Source organism: Gammaproteobacteria bacterium (assembly GCA_034522055.1).
GTDB lineage: Bacteria > Pseudomonadota > Gammaproteobacteria > JAABTG01 > JAABTG01 > JAABTG01.
Map to the genome: position 1 here is coordinate 1,208,200 of JAXHLS010000006.1, position 14,830 is coordinate 1,223,029.

General features: G+C 67.1%; 13 protein-coding genes. 8 read left to right on the top strand and 5 right to left on the bottom strand.

Annotated elements, in window-relative coordinates:
- Positions 1-16: 16 nt before the first annotated feature.
- On the top strand, positions 17-637 hold the full coding sequence (locus U5S82_24330) for a protein-methionine-sulfoxide reductase heme-binding subunit MsrQ (protein ID MDZ7754691.1): 621 nt from the start codon (positions 17-19) through the stop codon (positions 635-637).
- Between the two features lie 232 nt (positions 638-869).
- Positions 870-1,412: a Smr/MutS family protein gene (locus U5S82_24335; GenBank protein MDZ7754692.1), complete on the top strand. Its 543-nt coding sequence runs from the start codon at positions 870-872 to the stop codon at positions 1,410-1,412.
- Here the strand turns inward: U5S82_24335 and truD are convergent.
- Genes truD through ispD form a run of 3 tightly spaced genes read right to left on the bottom strand, consistent with a single transcriptional unit; the run spans position 1,399 to position 3,615 of the window.
- Positions 1,399-2,421, bottom strand: coding sequence for a tRNA pseudouridine(13) synthase TruD (gene truD / locus U5S82_24340; GenBank protein ID MDZ7754693.1), 1,023 nt, complete (start codon positions 2,419-2,421; stop codon positions 1,399-1,401). The two genes, U5S82_24335 and truD, sit on opposite strands and share 14 nt — an antisense overlap.
- Positions 2,411-2,884, bottom strand: coding sequence for a 2-C-methyl-D-erythritol 2,4-cyclodiphosphate synthase (gene ispF / locus U5S82_24345; GenBank protein ID MDZ7754694.1), 474 nt, complete (start codon positions 2,882-2,884; stop codon positions 2,411-2,413). Before ispF ends, truD begins: the two co-directional genes overlap by 11 nt.
- A gap of 11 nt (positions 2,885-2,895) precedes the next feature.
- Complete coding sequence (gene ispD, locus U5S82_24350; GenBank protein MDZ7754695.1) at positions 2,896-3,615, bottom strand: 2-C-methyl-D-erythritol 4-phosphate cytidylyltransferase; 720 nt, start codon at positions 3,613-3,615, stop codon at positions 2,896-2,898.
- Positions 3,616-3,693: 78 nt separating this feature from the next.
- Between ispD and U5S82_24355 the strand changes: the two genes are divergently transcribed.
- From U5S82_24355 to U5S82_24380, 6 genes are all read left to right on the top strand, one after another.
- Complete coding sequence (locus tag U5S82_24355; protein MDZ7754696.1) at positions 3,694-4,746, top strand: polysaccharide deacetylase family protein; 1,053 nt, start codon at positions 3,694-3,696, stop codon at positions 4,744-4,746.
- A gap of 79 nt (positions 4,747-4,825) precedes the next feature.
- Positions 4,826-5,902 carry a glucosaminidase domain-containing protein gene (locus tag U5S82_24360; GenBank protein MDZ7754697.1) on the top strand — a complete coding sequence of 359 codons (1,077 nt, stop codon included), beginning with the start codon at positions 4,826-4,828 and terminating at the stop codon, positions 5,900-5,902.
- Positions 5,903-6,114: 212 nt separating this feature from the next.
- Complete coding sequence (locus U5S82_24365) at positions 6,115-8,289, top strand: HAD-IIB family hydrolase (protein ID MDZ7754698.1); 2,175 nt, start codon at positions 6,115-6,117, stop codon at positions 8,287-8,289.
- 116 nt (positions 8,290-8,405) lie between these two features.
- Positions 8,406-9,290 carry a carbohydrate kinase gene (locus U5S82_24370; protein MDZ7754699.1) on the top strand — a complete coding sequence of 295 codons (885 nt, stop codon included), beginning with the start codon at positions 8,406-8,408 and terminating at the stop codon, positions 9,288-9,290.
- A 4-nt stretch (positions 9,291-9,294) separates the two neighbouring features.
- Positions 9,295-11,700 (top strand): sucrose synthase, encoded by a 2,406-nt coding sequence (locus U5S82_24375; GenBank protein MDZ7754700.1) that lies wholly within the window; start codon positions 9,295-9,297, stop codon positions 11,698-11,700.
- A 325-nt stretch (positions 11,701-12,025) separates the two neighbouring features.
- Positions 12,026-13,726, top strand: coding sequence for a cation:proton antiporter family protein (locus U5S82_24380; GenBank protein MDZ7754701.1), 1,701 nt, complete (start codon positions 12,026-12,028; stop codon positions 13,724-13,726).
- Positions 13,727-13,980: 254 nt separating this feature from the next.
- Here U5S82_24380 and U5S82_24385 read toward each other — a convergent pair whose 3' ends face one another.
- The gene (locus U5S82_24385; protein MDZ7754702.1) at positions 13,981-14,376 is read right to left on the bottom strand and encodes a BLUF domain-containing protein; all 396 of its coding nucleotides are present in this window, start codon (positions 14,374-14,376) and stop codon (positions 13,981-13,983) included.
- Positions 14,283-14,765: a GFA family protein gene (locus U5S82_24390; protein MDZ7754703.1), complete on the bottom strand. Its 483-nt coding sequence runs from the start codon at positions 14,763-14,765 to the stop codon at positions 14,283-14,285. Before U5S82_24390 ends, U5S82_24385 begins: the two co-directional genes overlap by 94 nt.
- Positions 14,766-14,830 lie beyond the last annotated feature (65 nt).

The following is a 14,830-nucleotide window of genomic DNA, read 5'->3' on the forward strand; positions in this document are numbered from 1 at the left end:
GCCACCGGAACGAACTTTGATCTCTCAGCGCCATCTCAAACCCGTGGTCTTCCTGCTGTGCCTGGTGCCCCTGGCGGTCCTCATCTGGCGGGGTTTCGCCGATGGCCTGGGGGCCAACCCGGTGGAGGCCATCACCCACCATACTGGGCTGTGGGCCCTGCGGCTGCTCATGGCGACCCTGGCCCTGACACCCCTGCGGCTCCTCACGGGCTGGAGTGGCGCCCTGCGCTACCGGCGCATGGTGGGACTGTTTGCCTTCTTCTATGCCCTGCTGCACTTCGTGACCTATCTATGGCTCGACCAACACTTCGCCTGGGAAGACATCACGGCGGATATCCTCAAGCGCCCTTACATCACGGTGGGCTTTAGCGCCCTGGTGATCCTGGTACCCCTGGCCGCCACCTCCACCAACGCCATGGTGCGGCGCCTCGGGGCGCGGCGCTGGCTGCGCCTGCATAAGCTCGTCTACGTGAGCGGGCTGCTGGGGGCCCTGCACTTCCTGTGGCTGGTGAAGGCGGACATCCGGGAGCCCGTGCTTTATCTGGCCCTGTTCGTCATGCTCATGGCTCTGCGCACCCCCACCCTGCGGCGGATTCTGCCCGGATCCGCCGCCACGGGCCGCGCGATGCGATCCTGAGGCGGCTTGTCGGGCTGGAGCCGGACTCGCTGTCAGGGGATGGGCCATGCCTGGCGGCCCGATCGCAGGTCGGGATCCATCCCGACATGGCGCAGGCGGGCTTCGGCGGCGGGTTGCAATCTACAGCCCGGGCATGGGAGAACGGATCGCGCGGGGGCGCCGAAGCGAAACTCCCGACGCGGTGCAGGGTCGGATTGCAAATGAGCGGGCAAATGGGCGGATGCTTAAAGTCATGACTGAGAAAGACGACCCAACTGTCGAAGAGACAAGCATATTCCGCCAGGAGATGGCAGACGTTCGGCGACTGCGTCAAGACCGTGCGCACCACCGTGGGGCCCGCCCTCCGCCCCGTCCTCTCCAGACCCTCCAGGAGCAGCGAGAGGTGTTGCGGGACATGATGTCCGACTACCACGACCCCGCCGAACTGGAGACCGGCGAAGAGTTGTCCTTCGCGCGCCCGGGGGTGCCCCGCAACACCCTGCGGCGCCTGCGGCGGGGTCAGTTCAGTGTCGAGATGGAGTTGGACCTGCATGGCATGACAGTGGCGGAGGCGCGGGAGGCCCTCGCCCGCTTCCTGCAGGAGGCCCGGGAGCGCCATTGTGGCTGCCTGCGAGTGATCCACGGCAAGGGCCGGGGCTCCCGGGGCGGCCAGCCCATCCTCAAGGTGAAGGTGAACCACTGGTTGCGCCAGCGGGACGAGGTGCTAGCCTTCTCCACCGCCCGCGCGATGGACGGCGGCACGGGGGCCGTCTACGTGCTCGTCAAGCGACGCTGATGAGTTCCCGCAGCACCGTGGTGGCGAAGGCCCCGCTGCGCAACTCAAAGCCGAGGACCAGGCTGCCCTCCGGCCCCTCTTCCAGGGTCAGCCCTTCCACATTGAGCCGCAGGGCCCGGCGATCCATGTCCAGGCCAAAGCCCTCCAGGGCGTCGCACCACCATCCCAGGTCCGCCAGGGCCGCTCGTTCGTGTTCTGCCGCCGCTCCCCCGGCCACCATGCCACCGCGCCCCCACAGCGGGCCCGTGGGATGGATCTCCCCGGCACGGCTGCGCTCACCTATCTCTTCATCCACCTCGACCACGGTGAACATGCCGTGGCGTCCGTCCAGGTTCATGACGTCCCCCGCCAGGGGCCGGTCCCATGCCTCCGCTTCCACCCGCCGCGCCAGCACGCGGTTGAACAGGTGGGAACGGGCCGCCGACAGGTAGATCCCCCGGAGCCGCCGGTCCCGCACCCGGATCTCCCCCGCCAGCAGCCGCCGCGCCTCCTCCAGGTTGCCGCCATCCCGCCCGAAGCGTTGCGCGCCGAAGTAGTTGGGCACGCCCGCGGCGGCCACCCGCGCCACCCGCGCTTCCAGGTCCGAGGCGTCACCGGCGAACTCCCGCAACACCAGCCTGAAACGGTTGCGGCGATGGACCCCGCGGCGCAGCTTGCGGCCGTGGTGGGTGACCGCTAGCACCTCGATGCCCGCTTCGGCGAAGGCATCCCAGGACGGATCCCCTTGCTTCGGAGCGGGCAGGGAGAACCACTGGGTGGTGACGGCATCCCGATCCTTGAGGCCCGACAACCCCACGTCCCGCACCGCCACCCCGGCGAACCGCGCCAGGCGCCGGGCCACCTCGTGGCTGTCGAGGCCGGTCTTGCGGACCTCGAGAAAGATATGCCCCCCCGCGCCCGCCGGCTCGAAGCCCAGGACCTCGTCCACCTGGAAATCCGCCGGCCGGCTGCGGATACGGGCCCTGCAGGCGGGATCGCCCCAGGCCCGGGGGAGTTCCTCAGGCGCCATGGATCAGGGCCACGGCATAGGCGGCGATGCCCTCCTCCCGGCCCGTGAAGCCCATGCGTTCCGTGGTGGTGGCCTTGACGTTGACCCGTTCCACGGCGAGGCCCAGATCGGCGGCGATGTGGGCCACCATGGCCGGAATGTACGGGGCCAGCCGTGGCGCCTGGGCCACCAGGGTGCAGTCCACGTTGCCGGCGACGTAGCCCTGTTCCTCCAGCAGGGTCACCACCCGGCGCAGCAACACCCGGCTGTCGATGCCGGCGAACTCGGGCGACCGGTCCGGGAAGTGGCGCCCGATGTCCCCCAGGGCCGCAGCCCCCAGCAGGGCATCGCACAGGGCATGGATCAGCACGTCGCCGTCGGAGTGGGCGGCGAGGCCGTGGCTGTGGGGGATGGTCACACCCCCCAGCACCAGGCGCTCCCCGGCGGCGAAACGATGGGCGTCGTAGCCCTGGCCGATGCGCAGGCTTGCGATGTTCATGTCCTGTCCCTCTGCTGTCCTGCCAGATACAGGGCGGCGAGGCGCAGATCGGCGGGGTGGGTCACCTTGATGTTGTCGGGGCTACCCTCCACCAGGCGCGGTGTGTGACCCGCCAGTTCCATGGCCTCGGCCTCGTCCGTCACCGTAGCGCCGGCGGCCACCACCGTCTCGAGGGCCGCCTGCAACGGACCCAGGCGGAACATCTGGGGCGTGAGGGCATGCCACAGGCCCTCGCGGCTCACCGTCTCCCGCAACTGCCCGTCGGCACCTGCGCGCTTCATGGTATCCCTGACGGGCAGGCCCAGCAGCCCCCCCACGGGGTGGCCGGAGAGTTCATCCATCAGGCGGGTGATGTCGGCCTCCCTCAGGCAGGGGCGCGCGGCATCGTGCACCAGCACCCAGTCGCCACCGGCGGCACCGGCGGCCGCCAGCGCATGGAGCCCGTTGATGACCGAATGGCAGCGCTCCGCGCCGCCAATCGCAGACATCAGGGAAGGGCCCCCGGCCACCCCCAGGGCAGGCCAGCGGGTGTCCGCAGCCCCCACCACCACCATCACGCCCGCCATGCGGGGGTGGCTCAGGAGTGCCTCCAGGGCGTAGGTCATGAGAGGCCGCCCCGCCAGTTCCAGATATTGCTTGGGGACACCACCGCCCATGCGCGTACCCACGCCGGCGGCGGGCACCAGGCCCCAGTAGCGCTCAGCGACGACGGGCAAAGGGAATCACGACCGTGGCAGGTATTGGGTATTCCGAGCTGCTCATGGGATCATGCGGGAATGAGATTAAAGGAATCGATGGCCTTCTTAGTAACCGCCATGCTGGCGAACGGACCGGCCATGGCGGCGGACCACTGCATTATCCTCCAGTACCATCATTTCAGTACAGCCACCCCGCCCGCCACCAGTGTCGCGCCGGAGCGCTTCGAGGCCCACCTGGAGCACCTGGAGGAACACGCCTTCCGGGTGATGCCCCTGAACGAGGTGGTGACGGCCCTGGGCGCCGGCACGCCCTTGCCGGAGCGTTGCGTGGCCATCACCGTGGACGATGCCTACGAGACCGTTTACTCGCAGGCCTATCCCCGCCTGCGCGCCCGGGGCTGGCCCTTCACCCTGTTCGTCAACACCGACGCCGTGGATGCCGGGCTCCGGCCCTACCTGGACTGGGACACCCTGCGGGAGATGGCCGGCAACGGCGTGGCCATGGAGAACCACAGCGCCAGCCACGACCATCTGATACGGCGCCGGCCCGGCGAGGATGACGAGACCTGGCGGGCCCGGGTGCGCGGGGACATCGCCCGAGCCGGGCGGCGCATCCACGAGGAGATCGGCACCCGCCCCCGCCTCTTCGCCTACCCCTACGGCGAGTTCGACCTGGCCCTCGAGGCCCTGGTGCGCGACCTCGGTCTCACGGGCTTCGGCCAGCACTCCGGCCCGGCGTGGTCCGGCGGTGACCCCGTCGCCCTGCCCCGTTTCCCCATGTCCGGTCCCTACGGCAACCTCGAGAGCTTCGCCACCAAGCTCCGCACCCTGCCCCTGCCCGTGGCCCGCGCCGAGCCCGCCGAGCCTGTGGTCGCCCTGGACGCGTGGCGGCCCCTGCTGCGGCTGGTGATGCACCCCGGCGACCACCCCTGGCAGGCCCTGCGCTGCTATGCCAACGGCAGCCCCGAGGTCACGATACGCTGGATCAGCCAGGATCCGCGCACGGCGGAGGTCCGGGCCGAGGAGCGCCTGCTGGTGGGGCGCAACCGCTACAACTGCACCATGCCCGCGGGCGACGGGGCCTTCCACTGGTACAGCCACAACTGGTTCCGGCGCCACGCCGACGGTCGCTGGTACGCGGAGCCCTGAACTGCATCGACTAGCCCATTGAAGTGAATGGTCATTAATATTAGAATATTCATATATTCTACTTTATTGGTTACAACTCATGTCGGCACCACGAATCATCGGAACCATCGGGGTCATGGCCCTTCTCGCCACCACCACGGGGGCGACTGCCTACGGGCCCGGCTATTACGCCCCGGCGTCCTACAACCCCCATTACGCCAATCATTACGGCGCCCCCGTGCCCGCCGCCTACTGGCAGGGCCGGCACGTGAATGTCCATCCCGCCAGCCCGTACCGTTACCGTTCGGCACCACGAGCCGACACCCGCACACCGGCCCCGGAGCCGGCAGAGGCGGCATCACCACCCTCCGATCACTCCCCCCAGGCGCTGCCGGAACAGGCGACCGCCGCGGTGGCCGGCCCCTGGCCCGCGGCCGCCGCAACCGCTACGGATGGCGGTGCTGAAGGCATCGTCGTCGAGCCCATGGTGGTGGAGCGCATCCCAGACGACCTCGATGGGGATGTGCCGGCCGCGGAGCGCAAGCAGCGCTTCCTGGATATCCTCACGCCCCTGGTGCTGCTGGAGAACGAGCGCCTGGCCGCGCTGCGGCAAGAGGCGGCCGGCCTGGTGAAACGGCTGGAGGACGGCATCCCCCTGACCGCGGCCGATGAACGGCGCCTGACCGACCTCGCGGGACGCTACCGCGTGGACGGCGATCCCCTGGACGACCCGGCGGCCCGCACCGACCTGCTGGCGCGCATCGACACCATCCCCGTCTCCCTGGCCCTGGCCCAGGCCGCCAACGAGAGCGCCTGGGGCAGCTCCCGCTTCGCCCGCGAGGCCCGCAACCTGTTCGGCATCTGGACCTACGACGAATCCAAGGGCATCATCCCCAAGCGCCGCGGCGCCGGCAAGAAGCACCTGGTGCGACGCTTCGACAGCCTGAGCGACTCGGTGGGTTATTACATGCACACCCTCAACAGCCACCCCGCCTACGCCGAGTTGCGGGAACGGCGGGCGCGCCTGCGCGCCCAAGGCATGGAGCCCTCGGGCATGGCTCTGAGCGAGGGGCTGGAGAAGTATTCCGCCAAGGGCCGGGAATACGTGCGCATGATCCAGGACATGATCGAGGACAACCGCCTGAGCGCCCTGGAGGACGCCCGCCTGGCCGGCTGATGGCCAACGCCGGGGTGCTGCCCCCCTGACGGCGGAGCCGCTTCGCTTGTTCCACCCTACGCACCGGCCAGCATGGCGGGCGCCTCAACTCAACATTCAAAATTCAGAATTCAAAATTGCATGGGCGGGGCAATACCTGACGCGCTTCGTCGACTGCGTTATGATGAACTCCGCCCAAAAACAACTACAGGGACGGAGCCCCTCAAGCCCCCATGGCCCCTAAAGAGCCCATCTACATCGCCCTTATCAGCATTCACGGTCTCATCAGAGGCCATGATCTGGAACTGGGTCGGGATGCCGACACCGGCGGCCAGACCAAATACGTGGTAGAACTCGCCAGCGCCCTGGCGGCGCGGGAAGAGGTGGGCCGGGTGGACCTCTTCACCCGCCGCGTGGTGGACCCCGGGGTCAGCAGCGACTACGCCGAACCCACCGAGACCCTGGCCCCCAAGGCCCGCATCGTGCGCATCGAGGCGGGTCCGCCGGGCTATATCCACAAGGAGGCCCTGTGGGGCCATCTCGATGCCTTCGCCGACAACATGCTGGAGTACCTGCGCCACCAGGAAGGCCAGCCCCACATTATCCATAGCCACTACGCCGACGCCGGTTACGTCGGTATCCGGGTGGCCAACCATCTCGGTATCCCCCTGATCCATACCGGCCACTCCCTGGGCCGGGTGAAACGGCGCCGCCTCATCGCCAGTGGTCTCAAGGGCTCGGACATCGACCGGCGCTACAGCATGTCCACTCGCATCGAGGCCGAGGAAGAGACCCTGGCCAACGCGGAGCTGGTGATCGCCAGCACCCGCAACGAGATCGAGGACCAGTACGGCCGCTACGACCACTACCAGCCCGAGCAGATGGTGGTGAACGCCCCGGGCACCGATCTCACCCGCTTCATGCCACCCTCGGGGCGGGAGTGGGACCACGACGTCTTCGCCAGCATCCGCCCGTTCCTGCGCAGCCCGCGCAAGCCCATCATCCTGGCCCTGTCCCGCGCCGACGAGCGCAAGAACCTGGCCACCCTGGTGAAGGTCTACGGCGAGACCCGCAAACTGCGGGACAAGGCAAATCTGGTCATCGTGGCCGGCAACCGCGACGACATCCGGGATATGGAGGCCAGCACCCAGCGGGTGCTCACCGACCTGCTGCTGCTCATCGACTACTACGACCTCTACGGCAAGGTGGCCTACCCCAAGCACCACAAATCCGATGACGTGCCGGCCTTCTACCGCCTGGCGGCAGCCAGCGGCGGGGTGTTCATCAACCCGGCCCTGACCGAGCCCTTCGGGCTAACTCTCATCGAGGCGGCGGCCAGCCGCCTGCCCATCGTGGCCACGGAGGATGGCGGCCCCCGGGACATCATCGCCCATTGCCGCAATGGGCTGCTCATCGATCCCCTCAACATCCGCGCCATCTCCGAGGCCCTGCTGGAGTTGCTCAACGACCGCCAGCGCTGGCAGCGCTTCGCCGAAAACGGGTTGGAAGGCGCTCACCGCCATTATTCCTGGGAGGCCCACGCCGAGCGTTACCTGAAGGCCATCACACCGATCGTGGACCGCACCGGCATGCGCGTGCGCCCGCGCCTCACCCGCAAGCGCACCCAGCACCACGACCGCGCCATCTTCACCGATCTCGACCAGAACCTGCTGGGGGATCGCGCCGCCCTCAAGGACTTCCTGGAATTCGTGCGCCACAACCGCAAGTGCGCGGGCTTCGGCATCGCCACCGGGCGCAGCCTGGAATCGGCCCTGAAGGTCATGCGCCGTTACGGCATCCCCGAACCGGACGTCCTCATCACCAGCGTGGGCACCGAGATACATTACGCACCGGAACTCACCGCCGACAGCAGCTGGGCCAAGCACATCGACCACCTGTGGAAGCCCAAGCGGGTGCGGGAGGTGCTGGACGAGATCCCCGGCGTCTATCCCCAAAAGCAGACCGAGCAGACCCGCTTCAAGGTGAGCTACTTCATCGACCCCGCCAAGGCGCCGCCCATCGAGGAGATCCAGCGCCTGATCCACCAGGCCGACCTGACGGTGCACGTGTTCCTCTCATTCGGGCAATTCCTCGACGTGATCCCGGTGCGAGCCTCCAAGGGTTCCGCTCTGCGCTACTTCGCCGACCAGTTCGACATACCCCTGGAGCATATCCTGGCGGCCGGCGGCTCGGGCACCGATGCCGACATGATGCGGGGCAACACCCTGGCGGTGGTGGTGGCCAACCGGCACGACGAAGAGCTGTCCCATCTGGTGGACACGGACAACATCTACTTCGCCCATACCAGTCATGCCCGCGGCATCCTCGAGGCCATCGACCACTACGATTTCTACGGCGAGTGCCGGATACCCGTCGCCGACGAGGCAGGGACCGAAACCTCCCAGTGACGGAACCGCCGGTACGCCTGGCCAAACCCCGACGCGCTGGGGATGACTCCTTGCATTCACGGGCCGGCAACTGATACACCTGCCGGCCACCCAATACGGCTGAAGGACCACGACCCATGACAGGCAAACCCATCGTTTTCGGCGAGGTGTTGTTCGACCATTTCCCCGACGGCAGCCGGGTGCTGGGCGGTGCGCCCTTCAATGTGGCCTGGCACCTGCAGGCCCTCGGCCTCGACCCCCTCTTCATCAGCCGCGTGGGCGACGATGCCCTGGGCAACGAGATCCGCGCCGCCATGAAGGGCTGGGGCATGACCACAGCGGGCCTCCAACAGGACAGCAGCCATCCCACGGGCACCGTGGAGGTGAGCCTGGAAGACGGCGAGCCCGCCTACGACATCGTCCCCCAACGTGCCTATGATTACATCAGTTCCGGCGCCTTTCCGCCGGCCGCCAGCGCGGCGGGGATCATCTATCATGGCACCCTCGCCACCCGCGATGACGTCTCACAGTCCGCCCTGGACGACCTGCTCGCCCACGGTGAGGCACCGGTGTTTCTCGATGTGAACCTGCGCGACCCGTGGTGGCAACGGGACCCCGTGCTGGCCCGCATCCACCGTGCCGACCATCTCAAGCTCAATGAGGACGAGCTGGACGCCCTGCTGCCCGATGCGATGCCTCTGGCGCAGCGCGTCCGCGGAATCATGGACGCGTTTGACCTCACCACGGTGGTGGTCACCCGCGGCAGCGCGGGGGCCGAGGGTTTCTCCCGCGACGGCGGCACTGCCATGGCCGCGCCCAAGGCGGTGGTGGACGTGGTAGACACGGTGGGTGCGGGGGACTCCTTCGCCGCGGTGCTCATCACCGGCCTGCTCCAGGGCTGGCCCCTCCAGGACACCCTGGACAGGGCCCAGGACATGGCGTCGGCCATCGTCGGCCGGCGCGGGGCCACCGTCGACGACGACGCCTTCTACCACACCTTGCGCAGGCAATGGAGTCTCTAAGCCGATGAACCGCCAAGCCCCCCTCGTCGCCGCCCTCGGTTTTCTCGAAGACCATCCCTCCCTGGTACATGGTTTCATTCATCACCTGCAGTCCCTGGGGCGTAATCTGCTGGTCCGCAGCGAACTCCTCGATGCCTTCGACGCGGTATGCGCCGAAGAGGCCTGCGCGCAACTGAAAGAGAGCCCCTTCGCCACCGTCATAAGCTGGTGCCAGGAGGCGGCCATGGAGGGGGCCTGGATCTACTTCGCCCTGCGCCCGCGGGTGGCCAAGTGGGAGTACCTGCGTCTGCATATGGACTCGGTGGAGGGGGCTGTGGTGCCCGTCAGCGAGTTCCTGGAGTTCAAGGAGCGGCTGATAATGGGGCCGCGCGCCGATGGCTGGACCCTGGAAGTGGACCTCGCTCCCTTCTCGCGGGACTTCCAGAAGCTCCACGAGTCGGACTCCATCGGGCGTGGCGTGGAGTTCCTCAACCGCCGCCTGTCCAGCCGCTTGTTCGAGGAACTGGGCAAGGGCGATCAACGGCTCCTGGCCTTTCTCCGGGTCCACAAGTACCGCGACCAGCAACTGATGTTGAACGACGCCGTGGAGGACGTGGCCGAGTTGCGCAGCGCCCTGCGCCAGGCCGACAGGCGGCTGCGTGACGAACCGCCCGACCAATCCTGGAACGCCGTGAGTCATGACCTGCGCCGGCTGGGCTTCGAGGTGGGCTGGGGCCGCGACGTGGCGCGCATCCGTGACACCATGCGGCTGCTGCTGGATATTCTCGAGGCGCCCTCACCGCGTAATCTGGAGGTCTTCCTGGGTCGCGTTCCGATGATCTTTTCCATCGCCATCGTCTCGCCCCATGGCTACTTCGGCCAGTCCAATGTACTGGGACGCCCCGACACCGGCGGCCAGGTAGTCTACATCCTGGACCAGGTACGGGCCCTGGAGAACGAGATGCACGAGCGCCTGCACACCCAGGGTCTCGACTTCGAACCCTCCATCGTGGTGCTGACGCGGCTCCTGCCCGAGGCCGACGGCACCAGCTGCGACCAGCGCCTCGAACCCATCGCCGGCACCCGCAACGCCCGCATCCTGCGCACCCCGTTCCGGGATGAACAGGACGAGGTGGTGCCCCACTGGATCTCACGCTTCGAGGTCTGGCCCTACCTCGAGCGTTTCGCCGCGGATGCCGAGCGGGAGCTGCGGGCCGAGCTGGATGGCCGCCCCGACCTCATCATCGGCAACTACTCCGACGGCAACCTGGTGGCCTCCCTGATGTCGCAACATCTGGGGGTCACCCAGTGCAACATCGCCCACGCCCTGGAGAAGACCAAGTATCTGTATTCGGACCTCTACTGGCAGGACAACGAACACAACTACCATTTCTCCTGCCAGTTCACCGCCGACCTCATCGCCATGAACACGGCGGACTTCATCATCACCAGCACCTACCAGGAGATCGCCGGCACCGACGACAGCCTCGGCCAGTACGAGAGCTACATGTCCTTCTCCATGCCGGGCCTCTACCGGGTGGTGCAGGGCATCGATGTCTACGATCCCAAGTTCAACATCGTGTCACCGGGCGCCGATCCCCGTATCTATTTCCCGCCCGGCGAGTCCGAACGCCGCCTCCGGCACCTGTCGGCCGATATCGAGGAACTGTTGCTGGGCACGGAGACCGGGCCCGATCGCCGCGGCGGCCTCGCCGACCCCGACAAACCCATCATCTTCACCATGGCCCGCATGGACCGCATCAAGAACATCACCGGCCTGGCGCGCTGGTTCGCCGAGAGCGAGGCCCTGCGGGAGCGGGCCAACCTGGTGATGGTGGCGGGCCACGTGGATCCCAACCGTTCCCACGACGTGGAGGAGCGGGAGCAGATCCATTTCATGCACGGTCTCATGGACAGCCACGGCCTCGACGGCCAGGTGAGATGGCTCGGCGTGCATCTGGAGAAGAGCCTGGCGGGTGAGATCTACCGCTTCATCGCCGAGCGCCGCGGCGTGTTCGTGCAGCCCGCCCTGTTCGAGGCCTTCGGTCTCACGGTGGTGGAGGCCATGACCACCGGTCTGCCCACCTTCGCCACCCGCTTCGGCGGTCCCCTGGAGATCATCGAGGACGGCGTCTCCGGCTTTCACATCGACCCCAACCACGGCGACACGGCCGCCGCGCGGCTGGTGGAGTTCTTCCAACGTTGCGAGGAGGACCCAGGCTACTGGGACACCCTCTCGCGCGGGGCCCTCGAACGCGTGGCCGCACGCTACACCTGGGCCAACTACGCCGAGCGCATGATGACCCTGTCGCGGGTCTATGGCTTCTGGAAATATGTCACCGATCTGGAGCGCACCGAGACCCGGCGCTACCTGGAAATGTTCTACGGCCTGCTGCTGCGGCCCCGCGCGCGGGAGATCGCGGGGGGGTGATCGATGTCGGGCTAACACCCCGCAGATACACCACCACCGCGTGTTCCCGGGGCATGGATGTGGACCGGGATTCATCCCGACAGCCGGCGCTGCTCCAGGCACCAGCGCCGGTCTGGAACCCGCCGAGGGATGTCGGACTGAAGTCCGACCTACAGTCCGACCTACAGTCCGACCTATAGTCAGACCTATAAGGACATCACTACCTCGCGTTCCCGGAGGCAGAATCGAAGGTCGGGATTCATCCCGACATCAGGACGCCCGGACGAAGCCGATTCAGGAGTTCAGGACCAGGGCTGAGCCGGTCCATTTTCCATAGGAGTGGGGCATGTTCGAAAGCGTTTTTTTCCAGATAGGCGCGCTCCTCGGACTGGCGGCCGTCGGCGGCGCCTTGGCCCAGTTGTTACGTCAACCCCTCATCGTCGCTTTCATCGCGGTCGGTATCCTGGCCGGGCCCTCGGCCTTCGGCATGGTCTCCCACAGCAGCGAGATCGAGCTGTTCGCGCGCCTGGGCATCGCGCTGCTGCTGTTCGTGGTGGGCCTGAAGCTGGACCTGCACATCATCCGCACCGTCGGGCCGGTGGCCCTGGCCTCGGGACTCGGACAGGTGATCTTCACGTCCGTGGTGGGTTACCTCATCGCCCTGCTGCTGGGCATGTCCCACGTCGTCGCCATCTACGTGGCGGTGGCCCTGACCTTCTCCAGCACCATCATCATCGTCAAGTTGCTGTCGGACAAGCGCGAGGTGGATTCCCTGCACGGGCGCATCGCGGTGGGCTTTCTCATCGTCCAGGACATCGTGGTGGTGCTGGTGATGATCGGCCTCACGGCCTTCGGCCAGGCCGGTTCCGGGGAGGTTCACATGGGGTGGGAGGCCCTGAAGATCCTGTTGAAGGGGGCCCTGATGCTGATGACGGTGGCCCTCCTGATGCGCTACGTGCTACCCGGCCTGATGCGACGCCTGGCCCATTCATCGGAACTGCTGATGCTGTTCGCCATCGCCTGGGCGGTGCTGGGGGCCTCGGCCGGCGACGCCCTCGGCTTCAGCAAGGAGGTGGGGGCCTTCCTCGCCGGCATCTCCATCGCCTCGACGCCCTACCGCGAGCAGGTGGCGGCGCGACTCGTGAGCCTGCGGGACTTCCTCTTGGTCTTCTTCTTCATCGAACTCGGCGCCAGCCTCGAACTCGGCCTGCTGGGGGATCAGGTGGGGGCGGCCATCGTCTTCTCCCTGTTCGTGCTCATCGGCAATCCCCTCATCGTCATGGTGATCATGGGCTACATGGGCTATCGCAAGCGCACCGGCTTCCTGGCCGGACTGACGGTGGCCCAGATCAGCGAGTTCTCCCTCATCCTCGCGGCCCTGGGTCTCAGCCTGGGTCACCTGGACCAGGAGACCGTGGGCCTCATCACCCTGGTGGGACTGATCACCATCAGCGCCTCCACCTATATGATCCTCTACTCGCACCCCCTCTACGAACGCCTGGCCCCCTACCTCTCCGCCTTCGAGCGCAAGGTGGCCCACCGGGAGCTGGACAGCCCGGTGGAAGGCAATGACAACATCGATATCCTCCTCATCGGCCTCGGGCGCTTCGGCGCCACCATGGCGGAGTGCCTGCGCACCCGTGGCTGCCGCCTGTTGGCGGTGGACTTCGACCCCGAGGCCGTGGCCCGCCATACTCGCGAGGGCTATGCCGTCCACTACGGCGACGCGGAAGACCCCGAATTCGTCGCCTCCCTGCCCCTGGGCCGCGCCCAATGGGTGGTCAGCACCGTGCGCGACCGGGGCATCAACCGCATGCTGCTCCATGGCCTGCGCCAGCAGAACTATCAGGGCAAGGTGGCCGTCTCCACCGCCAGCCGCTACGACGCCCAAGCCTTCGAGCAGGAAGGGGTGGACATGGTGCTGATACCCTACGCCGATGCCGCCAGGGAGGCTGCGGAACGCCTCATGCTCCATTGCCGGTTGCAGGGGGAGCCGGAAAAAGGGTCAGCCGACACACCAACCATGCCAAGGACATCCTCCGGGTAAGCGCCCGCGCCTCGGCCGGGACCCCGTCGCCCGAAACATAACGGTATCGGTCAGAGGTCGGGCCAGATCCCCCGGGGCCGGGAACCCAGGCGCTCGTCGAGGAAGGCTATGAAGCGTGACCAGGACTTGCGATCGGCACTCTCCTGGTAGCGCTCCTAGCCGGTGCCATTTCTTCGATTTTGATCCGGCGGCCCACGGGTTACTGAAAGGCCATGCTGCGAAGCGGGTCCTGAGATACCGACTCCTGCACACTCTCAGGACACCTTCGTCCGCCAACGTCCTTCACGAAACGCACGCAACAACTCCTTCGCGCGTCCCTGGTCCAGCGCCGTGTAGCTCCTGCCTGCGGAGAAGAAATCATTGAGACCCTCTATGCCACGAAGAGCATCGCGACTCACTTTGGCGTATCCCATGCTCCACTCACCGAAGTTCCGTTTCTCAATAGGCTCCTCGATGATTTTCACCGTGTTGCCATGGCGGGGATCCGCGGCGATCCGGTCGAACAGCTTAGCCACCACTTCGTGCTCGCCCTCGAGGACCTGGAAGAAGTCCCCGTTTACCGACCCAGGCGCCGGTGCCACTCCGCCAGGGACTCGTCGGGATAGGCGTCGAAGGTGCTGTCGCCCGTCGCACTGCATACCTCCACCCATGGGGCCTTCGAGCCCAGCATCATGTGGACATGCTGCGGCGGCACCGGTAGGGCCGTATCCACCGCCGAGGCATGGGGATGGACCAGTTCGGGCCAGCGCGGATCCCATGCCCACAGGGCGCTGCCGCAGTGGCGACAGAAGGCACGCTTGCCCGGCGCCGGCGCCCGCTCGCCGCTGTCGGGATCGGTCATCAGGGGATGGTACTCACTGACATGCTCGCTGCCCGTCACTTGCAAGGTGCCGTTATCGGCGCCCAGGTTGATGGCGTAGCCCCCACCGCCCGCCGTCTTGCGGCAGATGGAACAATAGCACCGCAGATAGGGATGGGGATGGGGACAATCCACCGAGAACCGTACCCGCCCGCAGTGACAGGAACCCTCTATGCGCATGGTCGCTCTCTCTGGTTGGGTCGGGCTCGAGCCCGACGTCTGAAGAAACCCTGGCTCGTACCGGT

Excerpts from the sequence above, each read along its gene's own strand:
- U5S82_24335 (MDZ7754692.1), top strand. The coding sequence starts at position 870 with ATGACTGAGAAAGACGACCCAACTGTCGAAGAGACAAGCATATTCCGC.
- truD (MDZ7754693.1), bottom strand. The coding sequence starts at position 2,421 with ATGGCGCCTGAGGAACTCCCCCGGGCCTGGGGCGATCCCGCCTGCAGG.
- U5S82_24355 (MDZ7754696.1), top strand. The coding sequence starts at position 3,694 with ATGGCCTTCTTAGTAACCGCCATGCTGGCGAACGGACCGGCCATGGCG.
- U5S82_24360 (MDZ7754697.1), top strand. The coding sequence starts at position 4,826 with ATGTCGGCACCACGAATCATCGGAACCATCGGGGTCATGGCCCTTCTC.
- U5S82_24365 (MDZ7754698.1), top strand. The coding sequence starts at position 6,115 with ATGGCCCCTAAAGAGCCCATCTACATCGCCCTTATCAGCATTCACGGT.
- U5S82_24370 (MDZ7754699.1), top strand. The coding sequence starts at position 8,406 with ATGACAGGCAAACCCATCGTTTTCGGCGAGGTGTTGTTCGACCATTTC.
- U5S82_24375 (MDZ7754700.1), top strand. The coding sequence starts at position 9,295 with ATGAACCGCCAAGCCCCCCTCGTCGCCGCCCTCGGTTTTCTCGAAGAC.
- U5S82_24380 (MDZ7754701.1), top strand. The coding sequence starts at position 12,026 with ATGTTCGAAAGCGTTTTTTTCCAGATAGGCGCGCTCCTCGGACTGGCG.
- U5S82_24385 (MDZ7754702.1), bottom strand. The coding sequence starts at position 14,376 with ATGGGTGGAGGTATGCAGTGCGACGGGCGACAGCACCTTCGACGCCTA.
- U5S82_24390 (MDZ7754703.1), bottom strand. The coding sequence starts at position 14,765 with ATGCGCATAGAGGGTTCCTGTCACTGCGGGCGGGTACGGTTCTCGGTG.